Raw genomic sequence first — 17,546 nt, 5'->3', positions numbered from 1 at the left:
ATCTGCCGGTATCGCGGAATGCACCCACGTCGACGAAGAGGTGAACGATGAAGATCCGACTCGATTCTTCTCGCTGCGCTGGCCATGCGCTGTGCAATGCGATCAGCGACGAGCTATTCCCCCTCGACGACTCCGGTTACTCGATCCTGCAGGACCGTGAGGTCGCTCCTGATGACGAAGAATTGACTCGCCTCGGTGTGGAGGCCTGCCCGGAGGGCGCCCTCGTCCTCGAAGAGGACTGAGTCTGCGCTCAGGCGCAATGTCCGCCAGACCCTGCGCGAGCCATCACGATCGGTCCGAGCGTCGTCCGCCGCGATAGTGACACCAACGTGTGGACCAGTGCGGCGACGTCGTCGGCGGGAATCATGGTGTGCGGCGCAAGGCGTAGTCGGCGATATCGCCGGAGGACCCCACCCCGGCATTGACGATGAGGGCGCTGAGGTCGGTATTGACCTCGCGATGACGCTCGAGGATCGCCGGGACGGAATCCGGATCGGCCATGTCAGCGGCGATCGGTGTCACCGAATGTGCACCCAGCCCACGAAGATGAGGCACCAGCGCGTCGAGGTCCGCGGCGGTGCGCGACGAGATCGTGAGTGCCATGCCCTGAGCCGCGAGCTTCTCGGCGATCGCCAGGCCGATTCCACGGGAGGCTCCGGTGATGATTGCCGACTTCTGAATACCGCTGTCATTCAACACTTTCGGGGTCTTTTTCCGGTGTCGGTGTTGGAGAGCATCGCGAGCGCGAAGCTCACGTACGCCTGCGCGATGTCCTCGGCGCCGCGCGGACCGTCGTCCCGGAACCACTGCGGCAGCGAGGTACACATGGTGGCGATGGCACGTGCCGCAGCACGTGGCTCACAGGTGTGAAGGCTGCCGTCGGCGATGCCGCGGTCGACGGCTTCGTCGAGCGTGTACTGAACCCGGTCGCGCAAGCCGGTGATCCTTCGCCGGTTGGGACCCTCGAGGCTTCGCATTTCACTGGCACCGATGAAAGCCAGCTTGCGGTGGTGCGTGTGGAACAACGCCAGCGCTTCGACGATGAGCGCCACCTCGCTACGCCCGTCGTACGCTTCCCGGCGGGCCGACTCGATTCGCCACGTCAACTCACTCATGGTGACGTCCAGAATTCTCACCAGCAGTTGCTGCTTGTCTGCGTAGTGGTGATAAATCCCAGGCACACTGACCCCTATGCGCGCCGCCAGCATCCGCATCGAGGTCCCGTGATAGCCGGTCTCGACGAACGCGTCGATGGCGCCTCGCAATACCGGGTCGATGGTCAAGGGCGGAAAGTTGCGCCACTGGGCCGGCTCACCGGGGTCCGGTATCGCCGTAGCTTCCTCAGCGGTCATGCTCAGCAATCGGGACGGGGCGATGCCGAGGACTGCCGCCACCTGCTGCAACCGCCGGACGGACAAACCGGTGCGACCGTTCTCGATCGCGCTGAGCGTTGCCGCGCTCACGCCCATCTGCGCCGCCAGCGCACGCAGGCTCATGCCCCGCTGAACGCGCGCGGCACGCATCGCCACCCCGACCGACGGTGCCTGCTGTTCAGAAATACTGAACATTCCGGTCCTCGATCCTGCGGTTTTGTCGCCGATGCGCACCGCTAAAGCGCTGTTGTTGAACAAAACATAGCCGATATGCCAGCCTCAGCAGAATTCGCGGATACAGAGCGATCACTCGGGACACAGCATTGGAGCAGCACATGACAGTAAACTTGTCCTATCGGCAGGACGTCATGGACCTGGTCGAGCGCACGGAGCAGTTCGTGTCCACGACCGTGCTTCCGATCGACGACCGATACCACGGCGATATCAGCGCCGCAGGCGGTGACGCGATCCGGCGCGAGCTCCAGGACGCGGCGAAGGCTGCCGGCGTGTTTGCACCACACGCCCCCGTCGAGTACGGCGGACTCGGCCTGAATATGTCGGATCGCTCGCCTGTCTTCGAAGCGGCCGGCTATTCGGTGTTCGGCCCGACCGCGCTCAATATCGCTGCGCCAGACGAAGGGAACGTGCATCTGCTGGCGCACGTGGCCAGCGCCGCACAACGAGCGGAGTTTCTGGCCCCACTGGCCACCGGTGCGGTGCGCTCCGCCTTCGCGATGACCGAGCCGGCTCCGGGGGCCGGCTCGGACCCGGCGGCGCTGCGTACCCGAGCCGAATGGACCGGCGATCGCTGGCGGATCACCGGACACAAATGGTTCATCACCGGAGCCGATGGCGCGGCATTCTTCATCGTGATGGCCCGTACCTCCGGCGAACCCGGTCAACGCGGCGGAGCGACGATGTTCCTGGTACCCGCGCAGACGCCCGGCCTCTCCGTCGGGCGCCACATCGCCACTCTGGATCATTCGATGCTGGGCGGACACTGCGAGGTGAAGTTCGACGGCGTCCTGGTCGGTGCGGATGCGGTACTCGGCGAGGTCGACCAGGGCTTCAGCTATGCACAGGTGAGGTTGGGACCGGCACGCATGACCCATGTGATGCGGTGGCTGGGTGCCGCGCGCCGAGCCCACGATGTCGCGCTGGACTATGTCGCCAATCGCGAGGCGTTCGGTGCGCGCCTGGGCGATCTGGGCATGATCCAGCAGATGATCGCCGACAACGAGATCGATATCGCTGCCACCCGTGCTCTGCTGGTGAGAGCGTGCTGGGAACTCGACCAGGGGGATGCCGCAGCGGAGTCGACGTCAATTGCGAAAACTTTTGCCGCCGAGGCCATCTACCGCATCGTCGACCGCTCGGTACAGATGTGTGGCGGCATGGGTGTCTCGGAGGACCTTCCGATTGCCCGGTTGCTCCGGGAGGTTCGGCCGTTCCGCGTCTACGACGGCCCTTCCGAGGTCCACCGCTGGGCGCTGGCCAAGCGGCGGGTGCGGGCTGCCCGCAACGCGGTGCAGGCCCGATGAGCGCCGGCGGCGTGAGCCTTGCTACCCTGCGACAGTTCCTCTGCGACAACGGCGTTGACGTTGCCGGCGATCTGCACGCTGACTTCATCAGTGGTGGACGATCCAACCTGACCCACAAGGTCTCCGACGGGGTCTCGACTTGGGTGATGAGACAACCGCCCCTTGGCGGCCTCACCCCGTCAGCACATGACGTCGCCCGCGAATTCACCGTCACCAAGGCGCTGAGCGGTACCGTGGTGCCCATTGCAGCGGCGGTGGCCTGTGACCCTGACGGTTCGGCACTGGGCGTACCGGTCAGCATCGTGGAGTTTGTCGACGGGACCGTGATTCGCAGTCAAGACGACCTGAGCGGCCTGACCGACGACAAGATCAGCAGCCTGACCGACACCCTGGTCGACTGCCTGGTCTCGATCCACTCCGTCGACTACACGTCGGTGGGGCTGGAAACCTTCGGCCGCCCAGACGGTTTCACCAGCCGGCAGGTGGCCTTGTGGGTACGACAGTGGGAGCGGGTGAAGTCCCGCGAGATCGCCGACCTCGACACGCTGGCCAACCGACTGGCCGACCGCGTCCCCTCGCACAGCACCTCGTCGGTCATCCACGGTGACTTCCGGGTGGACAACACGATCCTCGACCCAGCGGCCGTGTCGACGGTCCGCGCTGTCCTCGATTGGGAGATGTCGACACTCGGTGACCCTCTGACTGACCTGGCCCTGATGTGTGTCTACCGGATGCCCGAATTCGACGCAGTGATCGGCACTGCTGCGGCCTGGACCAGCCCCCGCTTACCCACCGCAGACGCCATCGCAGAGCGATACGCTCACGTCTCCGGGCGCGACCTTTCCGATTGGGGGTTCTACATCGGCCTGGCCTGCCTCAAGATCGCAGTGATCGCTGAGGGCATCGCGCACCGGGCCCGTCACGGTGCCGAGGCGGGCGCCGGCCAACTCGACGCCGGAGCAACGGTTCCGGAGTTCGTCGCACACGGCCTGAGAGCTCTGGGCTAACCGCTGCTCAGCTCAGCCGTTCAAGCACCAGCGCCATGCCCTGACCGCCGCCCACACACATCGTCTCCATGCCGAACTGGGCGTCATGCCAACGCAGTGAATTGATCAAGGTCGTGGCAATGCGTGCTCCGGTCATCCCGAACGGATGCCCGACCGCGATGGCGCCACCGTTGACGTTGACCTTGTCGGGATCCAGACCTAAGCGTCGAATACTGGCCAGCACCTGCGCAGCGAACGCCTCGTTGATCTCGAACTGGTCGATATCCGATACAGCCAACCCGGCGTTGGCCAATGCTCGTCTGGTGGCCTCGACCGGTCCCAGGCCCATGATCTCCGGCGAAAGACCGGTGACACCCGTCGACACGACACGTGCCAGAGGCGTGATACCCAACCTTCGGGCCAATACATCGCTGGTCACGACCACCGCGGCTGCACCGTCGTTGAGCGGACAGGCGTTTCCGGCGGTCACAGTCCCGTCTGGGCGAAACACCGGCTTCAATCCGGCAAGGCCGTCCACCGTGGTCCCCGGTCGCGGACAGTCGTCACGGTCCACCAGCGTCGACTCATCGACTCGATAGGGAGTGATTTCCCGCGCCCAGAACCCGTTCATTGCCGCAGCCTCGGCCAGCTGCTGAGACCGTGCCGCGAACTCGTCCTGGTCACGACGTGTGATGCCGTCGATCTGCGCGACGTTCTCGGCGGTCTGACCCATCGCGATGTACACATCGGGCAGATGTCCCGCGGTCCGCGGGTCGAGCCACGGACCCGTACCCGCCTGGGCACGTTCGCGGGTAATCTGCTGTGCGGCTGCGAATTTGGGATTGACCCACGGATTCTTCGAGCGGTCGCGCGGATCGGCACCCTCGTCAACCGGCGGACTGTCGCTGGTGCCCCGCCGTGATCGGCTCACCGTCTCCACGCCGGCGGCCACGAGGGCATGCCCCTCACCAGAGCGAATGGCATGGAAAGCCATCCGGATGGTTTGCAGACTCGATGCGCAGTACCGCGTCACTGTGGTTCCCGGCACCGAGTCCCAACCAAGCAGCAGGGCGATTACTCGCGCCATGTTGAAGCCCTGTTCACCGCCTGGTGCGCCACAACCCACCATGAGGTCGTCGAGGTCCCCTGGGCCAAGCTGTGGAACCTGCGCCATCGCGGCCTGCACCGCCGCAGCGCACAAGTCATCGGCGCGAACCGAATTCAGCGAGCCCTTGAAAGCTCTGCCGATCGGGGTCCGGGCTGCCGCGACAATGACGGCTTGGGGTGCGTCAACCACTGATCTGACCTGCTTCCATCGACATTGTCATGGATAGCGCGGGTGAGCTGAACGATCAGCCGCGGGTCAGCGTGATGCCCTGCGCGTTGAAGAAGAACCCACCTGGTGTCACCAAGGCGCGCTGGGCATCGGCCACCTGACGTTCGCCAGCCAGCCCCTGCAACTGGTGGACCGCCTCGCGCACGTGACCGGAGCCCTGCGTGGCGCCCTCGGAGAGAGATCCTCCGTGCGGGTTCATCGGAACCCGACCATCGATCAATACCCGATTGGTCTTCGGGTCCCAATGCTGCCGCAGGAAGTCACCCGCTTCCCCGCGGCCACACCAGCCTGCGTTCTCGATCCAGGACAAAGTCAGGATGGTGAACCCGTCGTAGGGGAGATAGACATCGACGTCGTCGATCCAGAATTCGCTCTTGGCCTTCAGTGCATCGACCACGACCTGCTGGCCGTGCTCACCGAGGCCGGCGATCTGGTCCTCTTCGTTGCGGCCGACCTGGCCGAGCACCACGGCATCCACCAGGACCGGCGGCAGCGGTAGGTCGCGTGCGCGCTCAGCACTGGTGACGATGAATGCGTCTGCACCGTCGACCGGCAGATCCATGTCCAGCAGGCACAGCGGCTCCCGGATCATCCGTGCTGCGAAGTAGTCGTCCATGGTGATGGGCTTGTGGATAGCGGCCAGCGGGTTCATCGCTGCGTTGGATCGGTCATTGATGGCGACCAAACCGAAATCCTCTTTGCCAGCGCCATATTCGTGGATGTACCGCGACGCCCACGCCGTGTATCCCACCGAAGCGGCCATCGTCTCCGGACCGGGGTGCGGTTCCGTCAATCCCGGGGTGGCGATCCGGCGGAAGGGGTCCTTCAACGACGACGCGGTGTTCCACGCCAGCCGATAGGCAGCGTGATACACCAGGACCACCTCGGCCAGGCCGCTGTAGACGGCCGAGACGGCGGCCGCGACGTGATTGCCGAACGGGATGAACGGGCTCGCCACCCAAGTGGCACGGGGAATGCCCAGCGCTGCTTGCAGTTCGGCTGACGACGGAGTGGATCCGCAGATCCCGTCGATGTCGTCGGCGGTGAGCCCGCATTGCCGTATCACCTCGACACAGGCCCGGGCGGCCAATGCGGTCTGAGACATCGGCGTATTGGCAGCGGTGAATCCCGTGCTCGCAGCACCGGCGATTGCAACCTTGTGCCGCAAAGGGTTTGTCGTGCTCACACCTTCTCCTCGGACTCGATCCGAAATACCGGCATCGGGCTTCCTGCGCGGGTAGCCCAATCCAGTTTCACCCTGCGCCCGATGGTGACGTCGCAGTTCTGCGCGCCGACCACGGCAGCGGTGAAACGGGCCCCTGGCGCGTCATCGAGATCCACCGCAACAACCGGATACGGGGTCGAGTAGTCAACCCCCTCCGCGGGCGGTCCCTGATGGAGGATCACCGTGAGGTGGATGACGCCCGCGCCGCTGACTTCAGTCGGCTCGACGTTTCCAGACCAGCATTGGGGACATAGCGGCTTGGGCGGATGATGCCACGTCCCGCAATCGGCGCATCGATTGATCAGGAGGCGGTGCTGCAGCCGGCCACGATAGTGGGCCTTGTTGTCGTGTGTGATCGCTTCGCCGGGGAAACGGAGCACCAACTCCGAATCATCGACGTCCGTGACATCCCGCTGTGTTGGCATCGCACCATTCCTCATCGAATTCCGAATCTTCGACCGTCCACTGAACTCTGCGGGTCCGCCGGCACGGCGCCCCGATATTTGGCGTCATGTCCGCTCGTACCGCCACCCACCGTCGTCGAGATACAGCCGGTGGCGCGCACCTGACGCCTCGCCATCCCCGGAGTGATACCCGGCATCGCCGTCCCACAGAATCACCCGGCACGCGCCGCTTACCGCGACCCTGCTGACAAATCTCTCCACCGGCGCCGCAGCCAGGCCCGCGGCAGCCGCGGCGTAACTCCCGTACTTCGACAACGTGTGCAATGTCATCCAGGTGGGTGGCATCATGGCGATCGCGCCGCAACGGTGTTCGTCGAGCGCCCGTGTCGGTGCGATCCACCGATGGTCGACGATCTCCCCGCCGTCGATCTGCACCTGGGTGGACAGCTCGACGCGGCCAAACAGGGTCCAGGTTGAAAACCGTTTGGGCGCTTCGGGTCCCGGGGTCCAGTGTGCAATAGGTTGCAGATCGTCAGCATCGACGAAGACGCCCGCTTCTTCAGCGGTCTCCCGCACGGCAGCCCGGCGCGCAGCCGCGAGACCAAATGCGTCGGGGTTATCGTTCTCCGTGTCCTCGACATCACCCGGTTCCACCCGGCCGCCGGGAAACACCCATGCACCAGCGGCGAACGACGTGGTAGCGGCACGCCTGAGCAACAAGACCTCAAGACCCAACTGCCCGTCGCGCGCCAGAACAGCTGTTGCCGCGGGCATCTCCGGTGGGGGTTCTCCCCCAGGGTTGTCGGTGCGCTGCCAAGCCTGCGGGATCGAGGGACCTCGGTGTGTCACGCTCATCTACCTCGCTCGGGTCAGGACAGCAACGTCCAGGGCGGCATCCGCCGGATACCCCGGCATGACTATACAACGTAAAACCGAGACCCACGCGATGCCCTGCCGATCAACGACGACCCGGCGGATCCGAGTCACCTCTTCATGTCACACAGCGGCCGCCCACCCAGCGAGCCGGTCCCACAGCATCGCCCGAGTCGACGCGAAGTTGTGCATGTGCGCCATCCGGGGGGCCACGAACACTGTTACATCGGAAGACTTTTCGTAAGCGGCAGGCTCGTGGTGGGGCACCGGCAGCGTGTCACGCTCACCGGCCCCGACAAAGACCGGGCATTCGATGCGTGCAGCGTCGTCAGCGATGCATCCCGGCGCCAGCAGGGTGACCACACAGCTCGGTAGCGCGACACTGCCGAAGGGGGGAGCCTCAGAGTCTGAGGATCCGCGGCCCATGATCGACACGGCTGGCTCCTCCGAACGTGATTGATCCGATGTTCGGAGTCTCGCACACCTAGTCGGGGCTATACGCCTGAATGATCTATCTCATTAGACGGGGTTCGTGCGCCAGCGGTTACCCGATCACAACGCCCGCCACCAGCCGGTCGGCCGCTGGCCGGACTGGTACTGCCAGACCGGCCGCCACACCAGGCGGTGCCCGGAGGCAACGACGTGAGCCGATTCAGCATCGGTGCCCGCGTGCCGGAAACGCCGACCAAACCAGATCCGTGACAGCATCACGACCTCCGCCCTTCGCCGTGAACCTCGGGTCCGGCAAGTATGGACGCCGCTCACGGCAACAGGTGGCTGCCCACATTGACGTCGGATAAACGTCAATCGACAAATTGGGGCGATAGGGCCTTGCTCAGACGGCGCCGGCGACGATGTCCACGAAGAGCTTGTGCACCCGCCGGTCTCCGGTCATCTCTGGATGAAATGCCGTTGCCAACACCGCGCCCTGACGCACCGCGACGATATGTTCGCCGGCCTGGGCGAGCACCTGGACCTCGGGACCCACCCGCTCCACCCACGGCGCGCGGATGAACACCGCATGGGCGGGACCGTCCAAGCCCTCGAAGTCGATATCGCCTTCAAAGGAATCGACCTGACGACCGAAAGCATTGCGCCGCACGGTCATATCGATACCGCCGAGCGGGACGGCTTCACGCCCGGGCTCCCCCGCATCCAGGATCTCGGTGGCCAACAGGATCATTCCCGCGCATGACCCGTAAGCAGGCAGGCCAGCCGCCAACCGTTCGCGCAGCGGGTCGAGCAGATCGAAAACCCGCAGCAGGTGGCTCATAGCCGTCGATTCACCACCGGGGATCACCAGACCGTCGACTGTGTCGAGTTCGGACCGGCGGCGCACCGTCGAGACCTGTGCGCCGGCCTCGCGTAGCGCAGCGACATGCTCGCGAGTGTCGCCCTGCAGGGCCAGCACACCGATACGTCGGCTCATTGCCCGTCCCGGTATCCCCGCTGGTAGCGGGTGAGGCCCTCCTGCATGACGGCGGCCACCATCTCCCCGTACTGGTTGAAGATCCGACCGTGGGTCAGCGCGCGTCCGCCGCACGCAGACGGCGAGGACTGGTCGTAGAGCAACCACTCGTCGGCCCGGAACGGCCGCATGAACCACATGGCGTGATCCAGCGAGGCCACGTTGAGGTGCTTGCGATCCTCGACATGATGAACCTGCGCCGAGCCCAGTAGCGTCAGGTCACTCATGTAGGCCAGCGCGCAGATGTGCAGCACATGATCGTCAGGCAACGGGTCCCGGTGCCGGAACCACACTTGCTGCTGGGATGCCTTACCGGGAACGACCGTGACCTCGTCACGCGGCACGACGCGGACATCCCACTCCGCGAACTGCGCAAAACTGGCGTCGTCGAACACTTCACCGCGGCTGCGGAAGCCGGGCAGGTCGTCGGGCGGCGGCGCCTCGGGCATCGCGTCCTGATGCTCGATACCGCTCTGGTCGGTCTGGAACGACGCCGACATGGAGAAGATGGTCTCGCCGTGCTGGACGGCGTTGACCCGGCGAGTGACGAACGAGCCCCCGTCGCGCAGTCGTTCGACGATGTACACCGTCGGCTTGGTGGCATCACCGGGCCGCAGGAAGTATCCGTGTAGCGAATGCACCTGGAACTTCGGCTCGACGGTGCGGACCGCCGACACCAGTGACTGCCCGGCCACGTGTCCACCGAAAGTGCGCTGCAGGAAACCGGATTCGGGGCTGAACACCCCACCTCGGTAGATGTTGATCTCGAGCTGTTCGAGATCCAGGATCTCCTCGATTGCCACCCGGTCTACCAGCCGCGTTCGGCGAGCCGGTGCGGCTGAGCGATGTCCTCCACGTTGATGCCCACCATGGCCTCACCCAGACCACGCGATACCTTCGCCAGTACGTCGGGGTCGTCGTAGAACGTGGTCGCCTTCACGATGGCAGCCGCACGCTCAGCCGGGTTGCCGGACTTGAAGATGCCGGAGCCGACGAAGACACCCTCGGCGCCGAGCTGCATCATCATTGCCGCGTCGGCCGGAGTGGCGATACCGCCCGCGGTGAAGAGGGTCACCGGCAGCTTGCCGGCCCGAGCCACCTCGACGACGAGGTCATAGGGGGCCTGCAGCTCCTTGGCAGCGACGTAGAGCTCGTCCTCGGACAGCGAGGTGAGCCGGCGGATCTCGCCGCCGATCTTGCGCATGTGGGTGGTGGCGTTGGATACGTCGCCGGTGCCAGCCTCGCCCTTGGAGCGGATCATCGCCGCGCCTTCGGTGATGCGGCGCAGCGCCTCGCCCAGATTGGTCGCACCGCACACGAACGGCACGGTGAACTTCCACTTGTCGATGTGGTTGGTGTAGTCGGCCGGGGTCAGCACCTCGGACTCGTCGATGTAGTCGACGCCGAGGCTCTGCAGGATCTGCGCCTCCACGAAATGCCCGATCCGGGCCTTGGCCATCACCGGGATGGTGACCGCGGAGATGATGCCGTCGATCATGTCCGGGTCGCTCATCCGGGACACGCCGCCCTGGGCGCGGATGTCGGCGGGGACGCGCTCGAGTGCCATCACCGCGACCGCGCCGGCGCCTTCAGCGATACGCGCCTGTTCGGGGGTGACGACGTCCATGATGACGCCGCCCTTGAGCATCTCGGCCATCCCGCGCTTCACCCGGGCCGTACCGGTCTGCGCGTGGCTACCCGAGCCGTTGCGTCCAGCTGCGGTTTCCACTGTCAGTCCCTTCTATTGATACGGATCCAGTGTAATGGGCCAACCCAAACTGAATAATTCCGCCGTTCAGCGGACCTGTATCGACGCGGGCCGCTCTGTTCTCCGAACGTCCGGAGCGCACCCGCGATGGGCGTGAGGTTACCGCAACCGGGCAGGTCGTCGCCGTCGAGGGCGGTTCAGCGGATCGGTTGCAGCTCGCGGTGCCCGGCCCCGGCGTCGGCCATCGCGTTGGCCTCGGCGAGCAGTTCACCGAGCTGTAGCGGGTATACGGTTTCACCGCCGGCGGCCAGCTCTTCGATCGTGGCGGTATCGCACCACCGGTGGCCGTGGATGTAGCGCAGTTCCAGTTCGGTGCGGCCGGTGACGACCGGTTCGAACCGGCGGGTGCGGTGCACGAAGTAGAACTCCTGGCTCGCGACGACGGTGTTGTTGAAATCGATGACGGTGTCGCGCCGCCAGACCGGGCCCACCATCGCCGCCGGGTCGACACGCAACCCGGTCTCCTCGGCGATCTCGCGGACGGCAGCATCGACCAGCCGCTCCCCCTGGTTCGCCTCACCGCCGACGGTGAACCACCATCGCGGCGCGGTGCCGTCGGTGATGGCCGGGTCCGAGCCGCAGAACAACAGCACCGCACCCTCGTCGTCGAGCAGCACCACCCGAGCGGAGGTGCGCTGGTCCACCGAACTGCTGTCAGCGGCCGCGGGGGCGCTCTGACCCGCCCGCTCAGCGATCTCGAAATAGCTCGGCAGCGCAGCGGTCCCACCCAGGCGCAGCCATCGCACCGGACGTCGCTCCCGCAGCGCCAGGGTGTCCCGAACCGCGTCGTTGTGGAATCGTCTGGCCAGCAGTACCCGGGCTTCTGCGTCGGCCAGCTCGGCGACGAGGGCCACCGGAATGGCCGACGGGTCGACCATCGCCAGCGCGGTGGACAGCTCGTTCTCGGCGGCTTCGCGGGATGTCCGCGGTGTGCGTTCGGCCGCATCGGCCAGTGCCGCCAGTCGCCTACCTTCAGGGCGACCGCGGTAGGCATCGGCGGCAATAGCGCGCGCCACCACCGCACGTCGCCCCAGGGCTGCGTCGAGAGCCTGCCAGGACAGGTCGTAGCGGACGTGCAGCCGGTCCAACCGATTGGCCGTCTGGTAGGCCCATGCGGCACTGAGCACCAGGACCAGTACCAGAACCGCAGTCAGCGACCAATACAGCGGCCCCGCCATTAGTCGATCCCCCGAGTCGCTCCGCCCCAGCCCGCCATCAGCTAGCCACCTGCACTTTGATGCCCGCCCCCGCCACCGTCTCGTAGACCCGCATGATCTGATCGGCCACCACCGACCAGTCGTAGCGCCGCACCGCCACCTTGGCCGCCTCGACGTAACCGGCCTGCAGCGCGTCGTCCTCGAGGACGGCGATCAGTCCCTCGGCCAGCGCGTCGCAATCCTCGACGGCGGCCAGCCGGCCCGCCTCGCCGTCGACCAGGACCCGACGGAAGGCGTCGAGGTCGCTGGCCACCACCGCCGTACCCGCAGCCATCGCCTCGACCAGAACGATGCCGAAGCTCTCCCCGCCCGTGTTCGGGGCGCAGTAGACGTCGGCGCTGCGCATCGCCGAAGCCTTGGTCGTGTCGTCGACCAGGCCGAGGAAGCGCAGATGTCCGGCCAGATCGCCGGCCTTGTCCCGAAGCTCGTCCTCGTCGCCGCGGCCGACGATGAGCACCTCGAGGTCCTCGAAGCGATCGACCAGGGCCGGCAATGCGCCCAGGAGCACCGCCATGCCCTTGCGCGGCTCGTCGTAGCGGCCGAGGAACAACACCGTCTTGCCGGCCCTGGGATAGCCCTCGAGCAATGGCGCGTCCGCGAACGACGCCACGTCCACGCCGTTGGGAATCTCGACGGCATCGGAGCCGAGCGCCTCCATTTGCCAGCGCCGGGCCAAGTCCGACACCGCGATACGGCCGACGATCTTCTCGTGCGAAGGCCGCAGAATTCCCTGAAAGACGCTGAGCGTCAACGACTTTGTCGTGGAGGTGTGAAAGGTCGCGACGATCGGGCCTTCGGCGGCCTGCAGGGCCAGCATCGACAGGCTGGGCGCGTTGGGCTCATGCAGGTGCAACACATCGAACTCACCCTGGGCCAGCCACTTCTTGACCTTGCGGTGGGTAGCCGGTCCAAACCGTAGCCGGGCCACCGAGCCGTTGTACGGGATCGGGACGGCCTTGCCACCGGAAACCACGTAGTCGGGCAGGTCGACGTCAGCCGACGCCGGCGCCAGCACGCTGACGTCGTGCCCGCGCTCGCGCATCACCTCGGCAAGCTGCAACACGTGCGACTGCACCCCGCCGGGAACGTCGAACGAGTACGGGCAGACCATGCCGATGCGCATCAGCTCGGCCCGTCTCCCTGTATTCGGGCCCGCCGCTGCGCCGACAGATCGGCCAGCCACTGCGGCTGCAGCATGTGCCAGTCCTCGGGGTGGGCGGCGATGTTCTTGCCGAACTCGTCGGCAAGCAGCTGGGTGATGACGCCGACGTCCCCGCTCGAGCAGTCCAGGGCCGGCCCGATCTGGACGACACAGTCCGGGCCCTGGTAGTAGACGTGCGCGGGGAGCAGCACGGCACCGGTTTGGACGGCGAGCTTGGCGGGACCGCCCGGCATCCGAGTCGGCTCGCCCAGGAGATCCACCTGAACACCGGACCGGGTGAGATCACGCTCGGCCATCAGGCACACCGCGCGGTTGGCTTCCAGCCGTTCGGCCAGGACCTCCATCGGCGGGCGCTCGCCGCCGGTGAGCGGCAGCACCTCGAAACCCAGACTCTCCCGGTAGTCCAGGAAGCGGCGGTAGAGAGACTCCGGCTTGAGCCGCTCGGCCACGGTGGTGAACGTTCCGCTGTGGTGTACCAGCCAGACCCCGGCCATATCCCAGTTGCCGCTGTGCGGCAGGGCCAGGATGACGCCCCGGCCCGCCGCATAGCCGGCGTCGACATGCTCGGCACCGATCACCAGCTCGTCGAGCCGCAGCGCCAGCGCTTCCAGATCCATCGTCGGCAGCCGGAACGCCTCCCGCCAATACCGGGCATACGAGGCCAGCGAAGCGCGGATCAGCGAGTCCGGCACGTCGGCAGGCGTGGTCCCGATGACCCGAGCCAGGTTCTTGCGCAACTGCTCGGGCCCACCGCCCAGGGCGGCGTAGCGGGCGCCGGCGTCAAAAGCATTGCGGGCGAGGAATTCCGGCATGGTGCGCACCACCCGCCAGCCTGCGGCGTATCCCCAGTCCGCGAGGTTGTCGCCGGACGGCAGCCGGTTGAGCGGCGCCCTGAGCAGGGCGGTGGGTCGTGCGATCACTGCTCGGCACTCCCCGTCTCGGCAGCGGGCTCGATCTTGTCCATCGCCCCGGGCGAACTACGCACCGAATGAACCCGCTGACCGACGGTGACCAGGCTGGCCACCGCCAGCAGCCACATGGCGATGTGCAGCAGGATCGGCATCGGGAAGAACGGCAAGTCCGACAGGCCAGCACCGGCCAGCACGATCACCAGGCGTTCGGGCCGTTCGATCAGGCCACCGCCACCGTCGAGGCCGCTGGCCTCGGCGCGGGCCTTGATATAGGAGATCACCTGCGAGGTGACCAGGCAGATCAGCGTCGCGACCACCAGAGACGAACTGTGCAGACCGAACGCCGCCCACCACAGCAGGCCGCAGAACACCGCGCCGTCGCTGATCCGGTCGCAGGTAGCGTCGAGCACCGCTCCGAACCGGGTGCCACCGCCACGTTGGCGGGCCATCGCCCCGTCGAGCATGTCGGCGAGCACGAAGAAGAACACGGCCACCGCGCCCCACCACAGCACCCCGATCGGGAACAGGATCAGCGCCGCCAGCACCGAGCCGGCGGTCCCGATGATGGTGACGATGTCGGGGGTGAGCCCGATCGTGAGCGCCGCCTTGGCCACCGGCGTACTGATCTTGGTGTACGCCGCGCGAGTCATCAAATAGAAATCGCTCACGGCTGGTTGGTCCACTCGGTGGCGAGCAATGCCCGGGTGTCGCGCAGCAGCTGCGGGATGACTTTGGTCTCACCCACGATCGTGATGAAGTTGGCGTCGCCCGACCAGCGCGGGACCACATGCATGTGCAGGTGTTCGGCCAACGAGCCGCCTGCCGACTTGCCGAGGTTGAGGCCGACGTTGAAGCCGTCCGGGCTGGAGACGGCCTTGATGACGCGAATTGCCTTCTGGGTGAACGCCATCAGCTCGGCGCTCTCCTCGGCGGTGAGGTCTTCCAGTTCCGAGATCCGCCGGTAGGGCACCACCATGAGATGCCCCGGGTTGTACGGGTAGAGGTTGAGCACCGCGTAGACCTGTTCACCGCGCGCCACCACCAGGCCGTCCTCGTCGGACAGCGTCGGGATGTGGGTGAACGGCTGCGCGGGCTCCGCGGACGTCTTCTGGGCGGGGACCTCGACGATGTAACTCATCCGATGCGGGGTCCACAACCGCTGCAGGCGGTCCGGCTCCCCCACCCCCCGATCGGTGATGGCCTCGCGGTCGTCAGTCACCGTCGACCTTCACCAATTCGGCTGTGGGAACGGCATTTTCCCGTTCGGCGATCCACTTCACAATGGCGGCCACCGCCTGCGCCCGCGGCACCCCGTTGATCTGGGTGCGGTCACCGAACCGGAAACTCACCGCGCCCGCCTCCACGTCACGATCACCGGCCAGCAGCATGAACGGCACCCGCTGGTTGGTGTGGTTGACGATCTTCTTGGCCATCCGGTCGTCACTGGAGTCGACGTCGACCCGCACACCGTGCGAACGCAGTTCGGCGGCGAGGTCCTGGAGATAGGGCACGTGATCATCGGAGACGGGAATACCCATCACCTGAAGCGGAGCCAGCCAGGCCGGGAAGGCGCCCGCGTAGTGCTCGGTGAGGATGCCGAAAAATCGCTCGATGGATCCGAACAGCGCGCGGTGGATCAAAACGGGGCGCCGACGCGACCCATCCTGGGCGGTGTACTCCAGCTCGAATCGTTCGGGCATGTTGAAATCCAGCTGGATCGTCGACATCTGCCAGCTGCGCCCGAGCGCGTCACGCACCTGCACCGAGATCTTCGGGCCATAGAAGGCCGCGCCGCCCGGATCCGGAACCAGTTCCAGCCCAGAGGCTTCGGCGACCTCGCGCAGCGTGTCGGTGGCTTCCTCCCACACCTCGTCGGAGCCCACGTACTTGTTGGGGTCCTTGGTCGAGAGTTCGAGATAGAAGTCGGAAAGGCCGTAGTCGGCCAGCAGGTCGAGCACGAACCGCAGCAGCGAGGACAGCTCGTCGCGCATCTGCTCGCGCGTGCAGTAGATGTGCGAGTCGTCCTGTGTCATCCCGCGCACCCGGGTCAGACCGTGGATCACACCGGACTTCTCGTACCGGTAGACCGTGCCGAACTCGAAGAGCCGCAACGGAAGCTCCCGGTAGGAACGCCCACGCGACCGGAAGATCAGGTGGTGCATCGGGCAGTTCATCGGCTTGAGGTAGTAGTCCTGCCCGGGCTTGCGCAGCGCACCGTTCTCGTCGAACTCCGCGTCGATGTGCATCGGGGGGAACATGCCGTCGGCGTACCACTCCAGGTGCCCCGAGGTGATGTAGAGCTGTTCCTTGGTGATGTGCGGGGTGTTGACGAACTCGTAACCGGCCTCGATGTGCTTGCGCCGGGAGTACTCCTCCAGCTCGCGGCGCACAATGCCGCCCTTCGGGTGGAACACCGGCAGGCCCGAACCGAGTTCGTCGGGGAAGCTGAACAGGTCCAGTTCCACGCCGAGCTTGCGGTGGTCTCGACGCTGAGCCTCTTCCAGCAGCTCCAGGTAGGCGTCCAGAGCCTCCTGGGACTCCCAGGCCGTCCCGTAGATGCGCTGCAGGCTGGCGTTGTTCTGGTCGCCGCGCCAGTACGCCGCCGAGCTGCGGGTGAGCTTGAACGCGGGGATGTACCTGGTGGTGGGGATGTGCGGCCCGCGGCACAGATCGCCCCAGACCCGTTCGCGGGTGCGGGGATTGAGGTTGTCGTAGGCCGTCAGCTCGTCGCCGCCGACTTCCATGATGTCGGCGTCACCGGATTTGTCGTCGACCAGTTCGAGTTTGTAGGGCTCGGCGGCGAGTTCGCGCCTGGCCTCGTCCTTGGATTCGTAGACCCGGCGGGCGAACAGCTGGCCTTCCTTGACGATGGCGCGCATCCGCTTTTCGAGCTTCTCGAGATCCTCCGGGGTGAATGCCTCCGGAACGTCGAAGTCGTAGTAGAAGCCGTCGGTGATGGGCGGGCCGATGCCCAGTTTGGCTTGCGGGAAGAGTTCCTGGACCGCCTGCGCCAGGACGTGGGCGGCGGAGTGCCGGATGACGCTGCGGCCGTCGTCGGTGTTCGCGGCGACCGGGACCACCTCGGCGTCGGCGTCCGGCGCCCAGCTCAGATCGCGGAGCTTCCCGTCGGCGTCGCGCACCACCACGATGGCGTCGGCCTCGCCGCGGCTGGGCAGGCCGGCATCGCGGACAGCCGCACCCGCGGTAGTCCCGGCAGGAACCCGGATCGGGGCTGCTGGGGCGGTCGTCGCGGGGGCGCTCATCACGGTGCTCTTTCGGTCA

19 protein-coding genes are annotated in these 17,546 nt (G+C 66.2%); 3 read left to right on the top strand and 16 right to left on the bottom strand.

What is annotated here, in order from left to right; genetic code table 11:
• Positions 1-47: 47 nt before the first annotated feature.
• On the top strand, positions 48-242 hold the full coding sequence (locus G6N35_RS03970; RefSeq protein WP_163803068.1) for a ferredoxin: 195 nt from the start codon (positions 48-50) through the stop codon (positions 240-242).
• Between the two features lie 121 nt (positions 243-363).
• Here G6N35_RS03970 and G6N35_RS03965 read toward each other — a convergent pair whose 3' ends face one another.
• Positions 364-699 (bottom strand): SDR family NAD(P)-dependent oxidoreductase, encoded by a 336-nt coding sequence (locus G6N35_RS03965; protein ID WP_163803067.1) that lies wholly within the window; start codon positions 697-699, stop codon positions 364-366.
• Positions 693-1,607, bottom strand: coding sequence for a TetR-type transcription factor C-terminal domain-containing protein (locus G6N35_RS03960; RefSeq protein ID WP_246224198.1), 915 nt, complete (start codon positions 1,605-1,607; stop codon positions 693-695). Before G6N35_RS03960 ends, G6N35_RS03965 begins: the two co-directional genes overlap by 7 nt.
• A 101-nt stretch (positions 1,608-1,708) precedes the next feature.
• On the opposite strand from G6N35_RS03960, the gene G6N35_RS03955 reads away from it, so the two are divergent.
• Both G6N35_RS03955 and G6N35_RS03950 read left to right on the top strand, forming a co-directional pair.
• Positions 1,709-2,914, top strand: coding sequence for an acyl-CoA dehydrogenase family protein (locus G6N35_RS03955; RefSeq protein WP_163803065.1), 1,206 nt, complete (start codon positions 1,709-1,711; stop codon positions 2,912-2,914).
• Positions 2,911-3,921, top strand: a complete 1,011-nt coding sequence (locus G6N35_RS03950; RefSeq protein WP_163803064.1) for a phosphotransferase family protein — start codon at positions 2,911-2,913, stop codon at positions 3,919-3,921. Before G6N35_RS03955 ends, G6N35_RS03950 begins: the two co-directional genes overlap by 4 nt.
• 7 nt (positions 3,922-3,928) lie before the next feature.
• Here the strand turns inward: G6N35_RS03950 and G6N35_RS03945 are convergent, their stop codons facing one another.
• The 14 genes from G6N35_RS03945 to thrS all read right to left on the bottom strand — a co-directional run bounded on the left by G6N35_RS03945 (position 3,929) and on the right by thrS (position 17,527).
• Complete coding sequence (locus G6N35_RS03945; protein WP_163803063.1) at positions 3,929-5,197, bottom strand: acetyl-CoA C-acetyltransferase; 1,269 nt, start codon at positions 5,195-5,197, stop codon at positions 3,929-3,931.
• Between the two features lie 55 nt (positions 5,198-5,252).
• Positions 5,253-6,422, bottom strand: coding sequence for a thiolase C-terminal domain-containing protein (locus G6N35_RS03940; protein WP_246224197.1), 1,170 nt, complete (start codon positions 6,420-6,422; stop codon positions 5,253-5,255).
• Complete coding sequence (locus G6N35_RS03935) at positions 6,419-6,886, bottom strand: Zn-ribbon domain-containing OB-fold protein (RefSeq protein WP_163803062.1); 468 nt, start codon at positions 6,884-6,886, stop codon at positions 6,419-6,421. The genes G6N35_RS03940 and G6N35_RS03935 overlap by 4 nt, the downstream gene beginning before the upstream one ends.
• 84 nt (positions 6,887-6,970) lie before the next feature.
• On the bottom strand, positions 6,971-7,639 hold the full coding sequence (locus G6N35_RS03930) for an NUDIX hydrolase (protein ID WP_163803061.1): 669 nt from the start codon (positions 7,637-7,639) through the stop codon (positions 6,971-6,973).
• 651 nt (positions 7,640-8,290) lie between these two features.
• Entirely contained in the window at positions 8,291-8,446 is a 156-nt protein-coding gene (locus tag G6N35_RS03925) for a hypothetical protein (RefSeq protein ID WP_163803060.1), read from the bottom strand.
• A 127-nt stretch (positions 8,447-8,573) separates the two neighbouring features.
• Positions 8,574-9,167 carry a pyridoxal 5'-phosphate synthase glutaminase subunit PdxT gene (gene pdxT / locus G6N35_RS03920; RefSeq protein ID WP_163803059.1) on the bottom strand — a complete coding sequence of 198 codons (594 nt, stop codon included), beginning with the start codon at positions 9,165-9,167 and terminating at the stop codon, positions 8,574-8,576.
• Complete coding sequence (gene tesB / locus G6N35_RS03915; RefSeq protein WP_163803058.1) at positions 9,164-10,009, bottom strand: acyl-CoA thioesterase II; 846 nt, start codon at positions 10,007-10,009, stop codon at positions 9,164-9,166. Before tesB ends, pdxT begins: the two co-directional genes overlap by 4 nt.
• Positions 10,010-10,014: 5 nt before the next feature.
• The gene (gene pdxS, locus G6N35_RS03910; protein WP_163803057.1) at positions 10,015-10,935 is read right to left on the bottom strand and encodes a pyridoxal 5'-phosphate synthase lyase subunit PdxS; all 921 of its coding nucleotides are present in this window, start codon (positions 10,933-10,935) and stop codon (positions 10,015-10,017) included.
• A 176-nt stretch (positions 10,936-11,111) separates the two neighbouring features.
• Positions 11,112-12,152, bottom strand: coding sequence for an NUDIX hydrolase (locus G6N35_RS03905; RefSeq protein ID WP_163803056.1), 1,041 nt, complete (start codon positions 12,150-12,152; stop codon positions 11,112-11,114).
• A gap of 37 nt (positions 12,153-12,189) precedes the next feature.
• Positions 12,190-13,314 carry a glycosyltransferase family 4 protein gene (locus G6N35_RS03900; protein WP_163803055.1) on the bottom strand — a complete coding sequence of 375 codons (1,125 nt, stop codon included), beginning with the start codon at positions 13,312-13,314 and terminating at the stop codon, positions 12,190-12,192.
• Positions 13,314-14,252, bottom strand: coding sequence for a phosphatidylinositol mannoside acyltransferase (locus G6N35_RS03895; protein ID WP_246224546.1), 939 nt, complete (start codon positions 14,250-14,252; stop codon positions 13,314-13,316). Before G6N35_RS03895 ends, G6N35_RS03900 begins: the two co-directional genes overlap by 1 nt.
• 17 nt (positions 14,253-14,269) lie before the next feature.
• On the bottom strand, positions 14,270-14,932 hold the full coding sequence (pgsA, locus tag G6N35_RS03890) for a phosphatidylinositol phosphate synthase (protein ID WP_163803053.1): 663 nt from the start codon (positions 14,930-14,932) through the stop codon (positions 14,270-14,272).
• On the bottom strand, positions 14,929-15,483 hold the full coding sequence (locus tag G6N35_RS03885) for an ATP adenylyltransferase (protein ID WP_163803052.1): 555 nt from the start codon (positions 15,481-15,483) through the stop codon (positions 14,929-14,931). The genes pgsA and G6N35_RS03885 overlap by 4 nt, the downstream gene beginning before the upstream one ends.
• A complete protein-coding gene (gene thrS, locus G6N35_RS03880; RefSeq protein ID WP_163803051.1) occupies positions 15,476-17,527 on the bottom strand; it encodes a threonine--tRNA ligase in 2,052 nt (683 codons plus the stop codon). Before thrS ends, G6N35_RS03885 begins: the two co-directional genes overlap by 8 nt.
• Positions 17,528-17,546: the final 19 nt, after the last annotated feature.

The organism is Mycolicibacterium anyangense (genome assembly GCF_010731855.1).
In the GTDB taxonomy this organism is placed as follows: Bacteria; Actinomycetota; Actinomycetes; order Mycobacteriales; family Mycobacteriaceae; genus Mycobacterium; species Mycobacterium anyangense.
Note: the sequence above shows the minus strand (reverse complement) of the source record. Positions and strands in the feature narration are given on the sequence as shown.

Coding starts and splice junctions, on each gene's coding strand:
- G6N35_RS03905 (WP_163803056.1), bottom strand. CDS start 12,152: ATGGCGGGGCCGCTGTATTGGTCGCTGACTGCGGTTCTGGTACTGGTC.
- pdxT (WP_163803059.1), bottom strand. CDS start 9,167: ATGAGCCGACGTATCGGTGTGCTGGCCCTGCAGGGCGACACTCGCGAG.
- G6N35_RS03970 (WP_163803068.1), top strand. CDS start 48: ATGAAGATCCGACTCGATTCTTCTCGCTGCGCTGGCCATGCGCTGTGC.
- G6N35_RS03900 (WP_163803055.1), bottom strand. CDS start 13,314: ATGCGCATCGGCATGGTCTGCCCGTACTCGTTCGACGTTCCCGGCGGG.
- G6N35_RS03925 (WP_163803060.1), bottom strand. CDS start 8,446: ATGCTGTCACGGATCTGGTTTGGTCGGCGTTTCCGGCACGCGGGCACC.
- G6N35_RS03955 (WP_163803065.1), top strand. CDS start 1,709: ATGACAGTAAACTTGTCCTATCGGCAGGACGTCATGGACCTGGTCGAG.
- G6N35_RS03950 (WP_163803064.1), top strand. CDS start 2,911: ATGAGCGCCGGCGGCGTGAGCCTTGCTACCCTGCGACAGTTCCTCTGC.
- G6N35_RS03935 (WP_163803062.1), bottom strand. CDS start 6,886: ATGCCAACACAGCGGGATGTCACGGACGTCGATGATTCGGAGTTGGTG.
- thrS (WP_163803051.1), bottom strand. CDS start 17,527: ATGAGCGCCCCCGCGACGACCGCCCCAGCAGCCCCGATCCGGGTTCCT.
- G6N35_RS03930 (WP_163803061.1), bottom strand. CDS start 7,639: ATGCCCGCGGCAACAGCTGTTCTGGCGCGCGACGGGCAGTTGGGTCTT.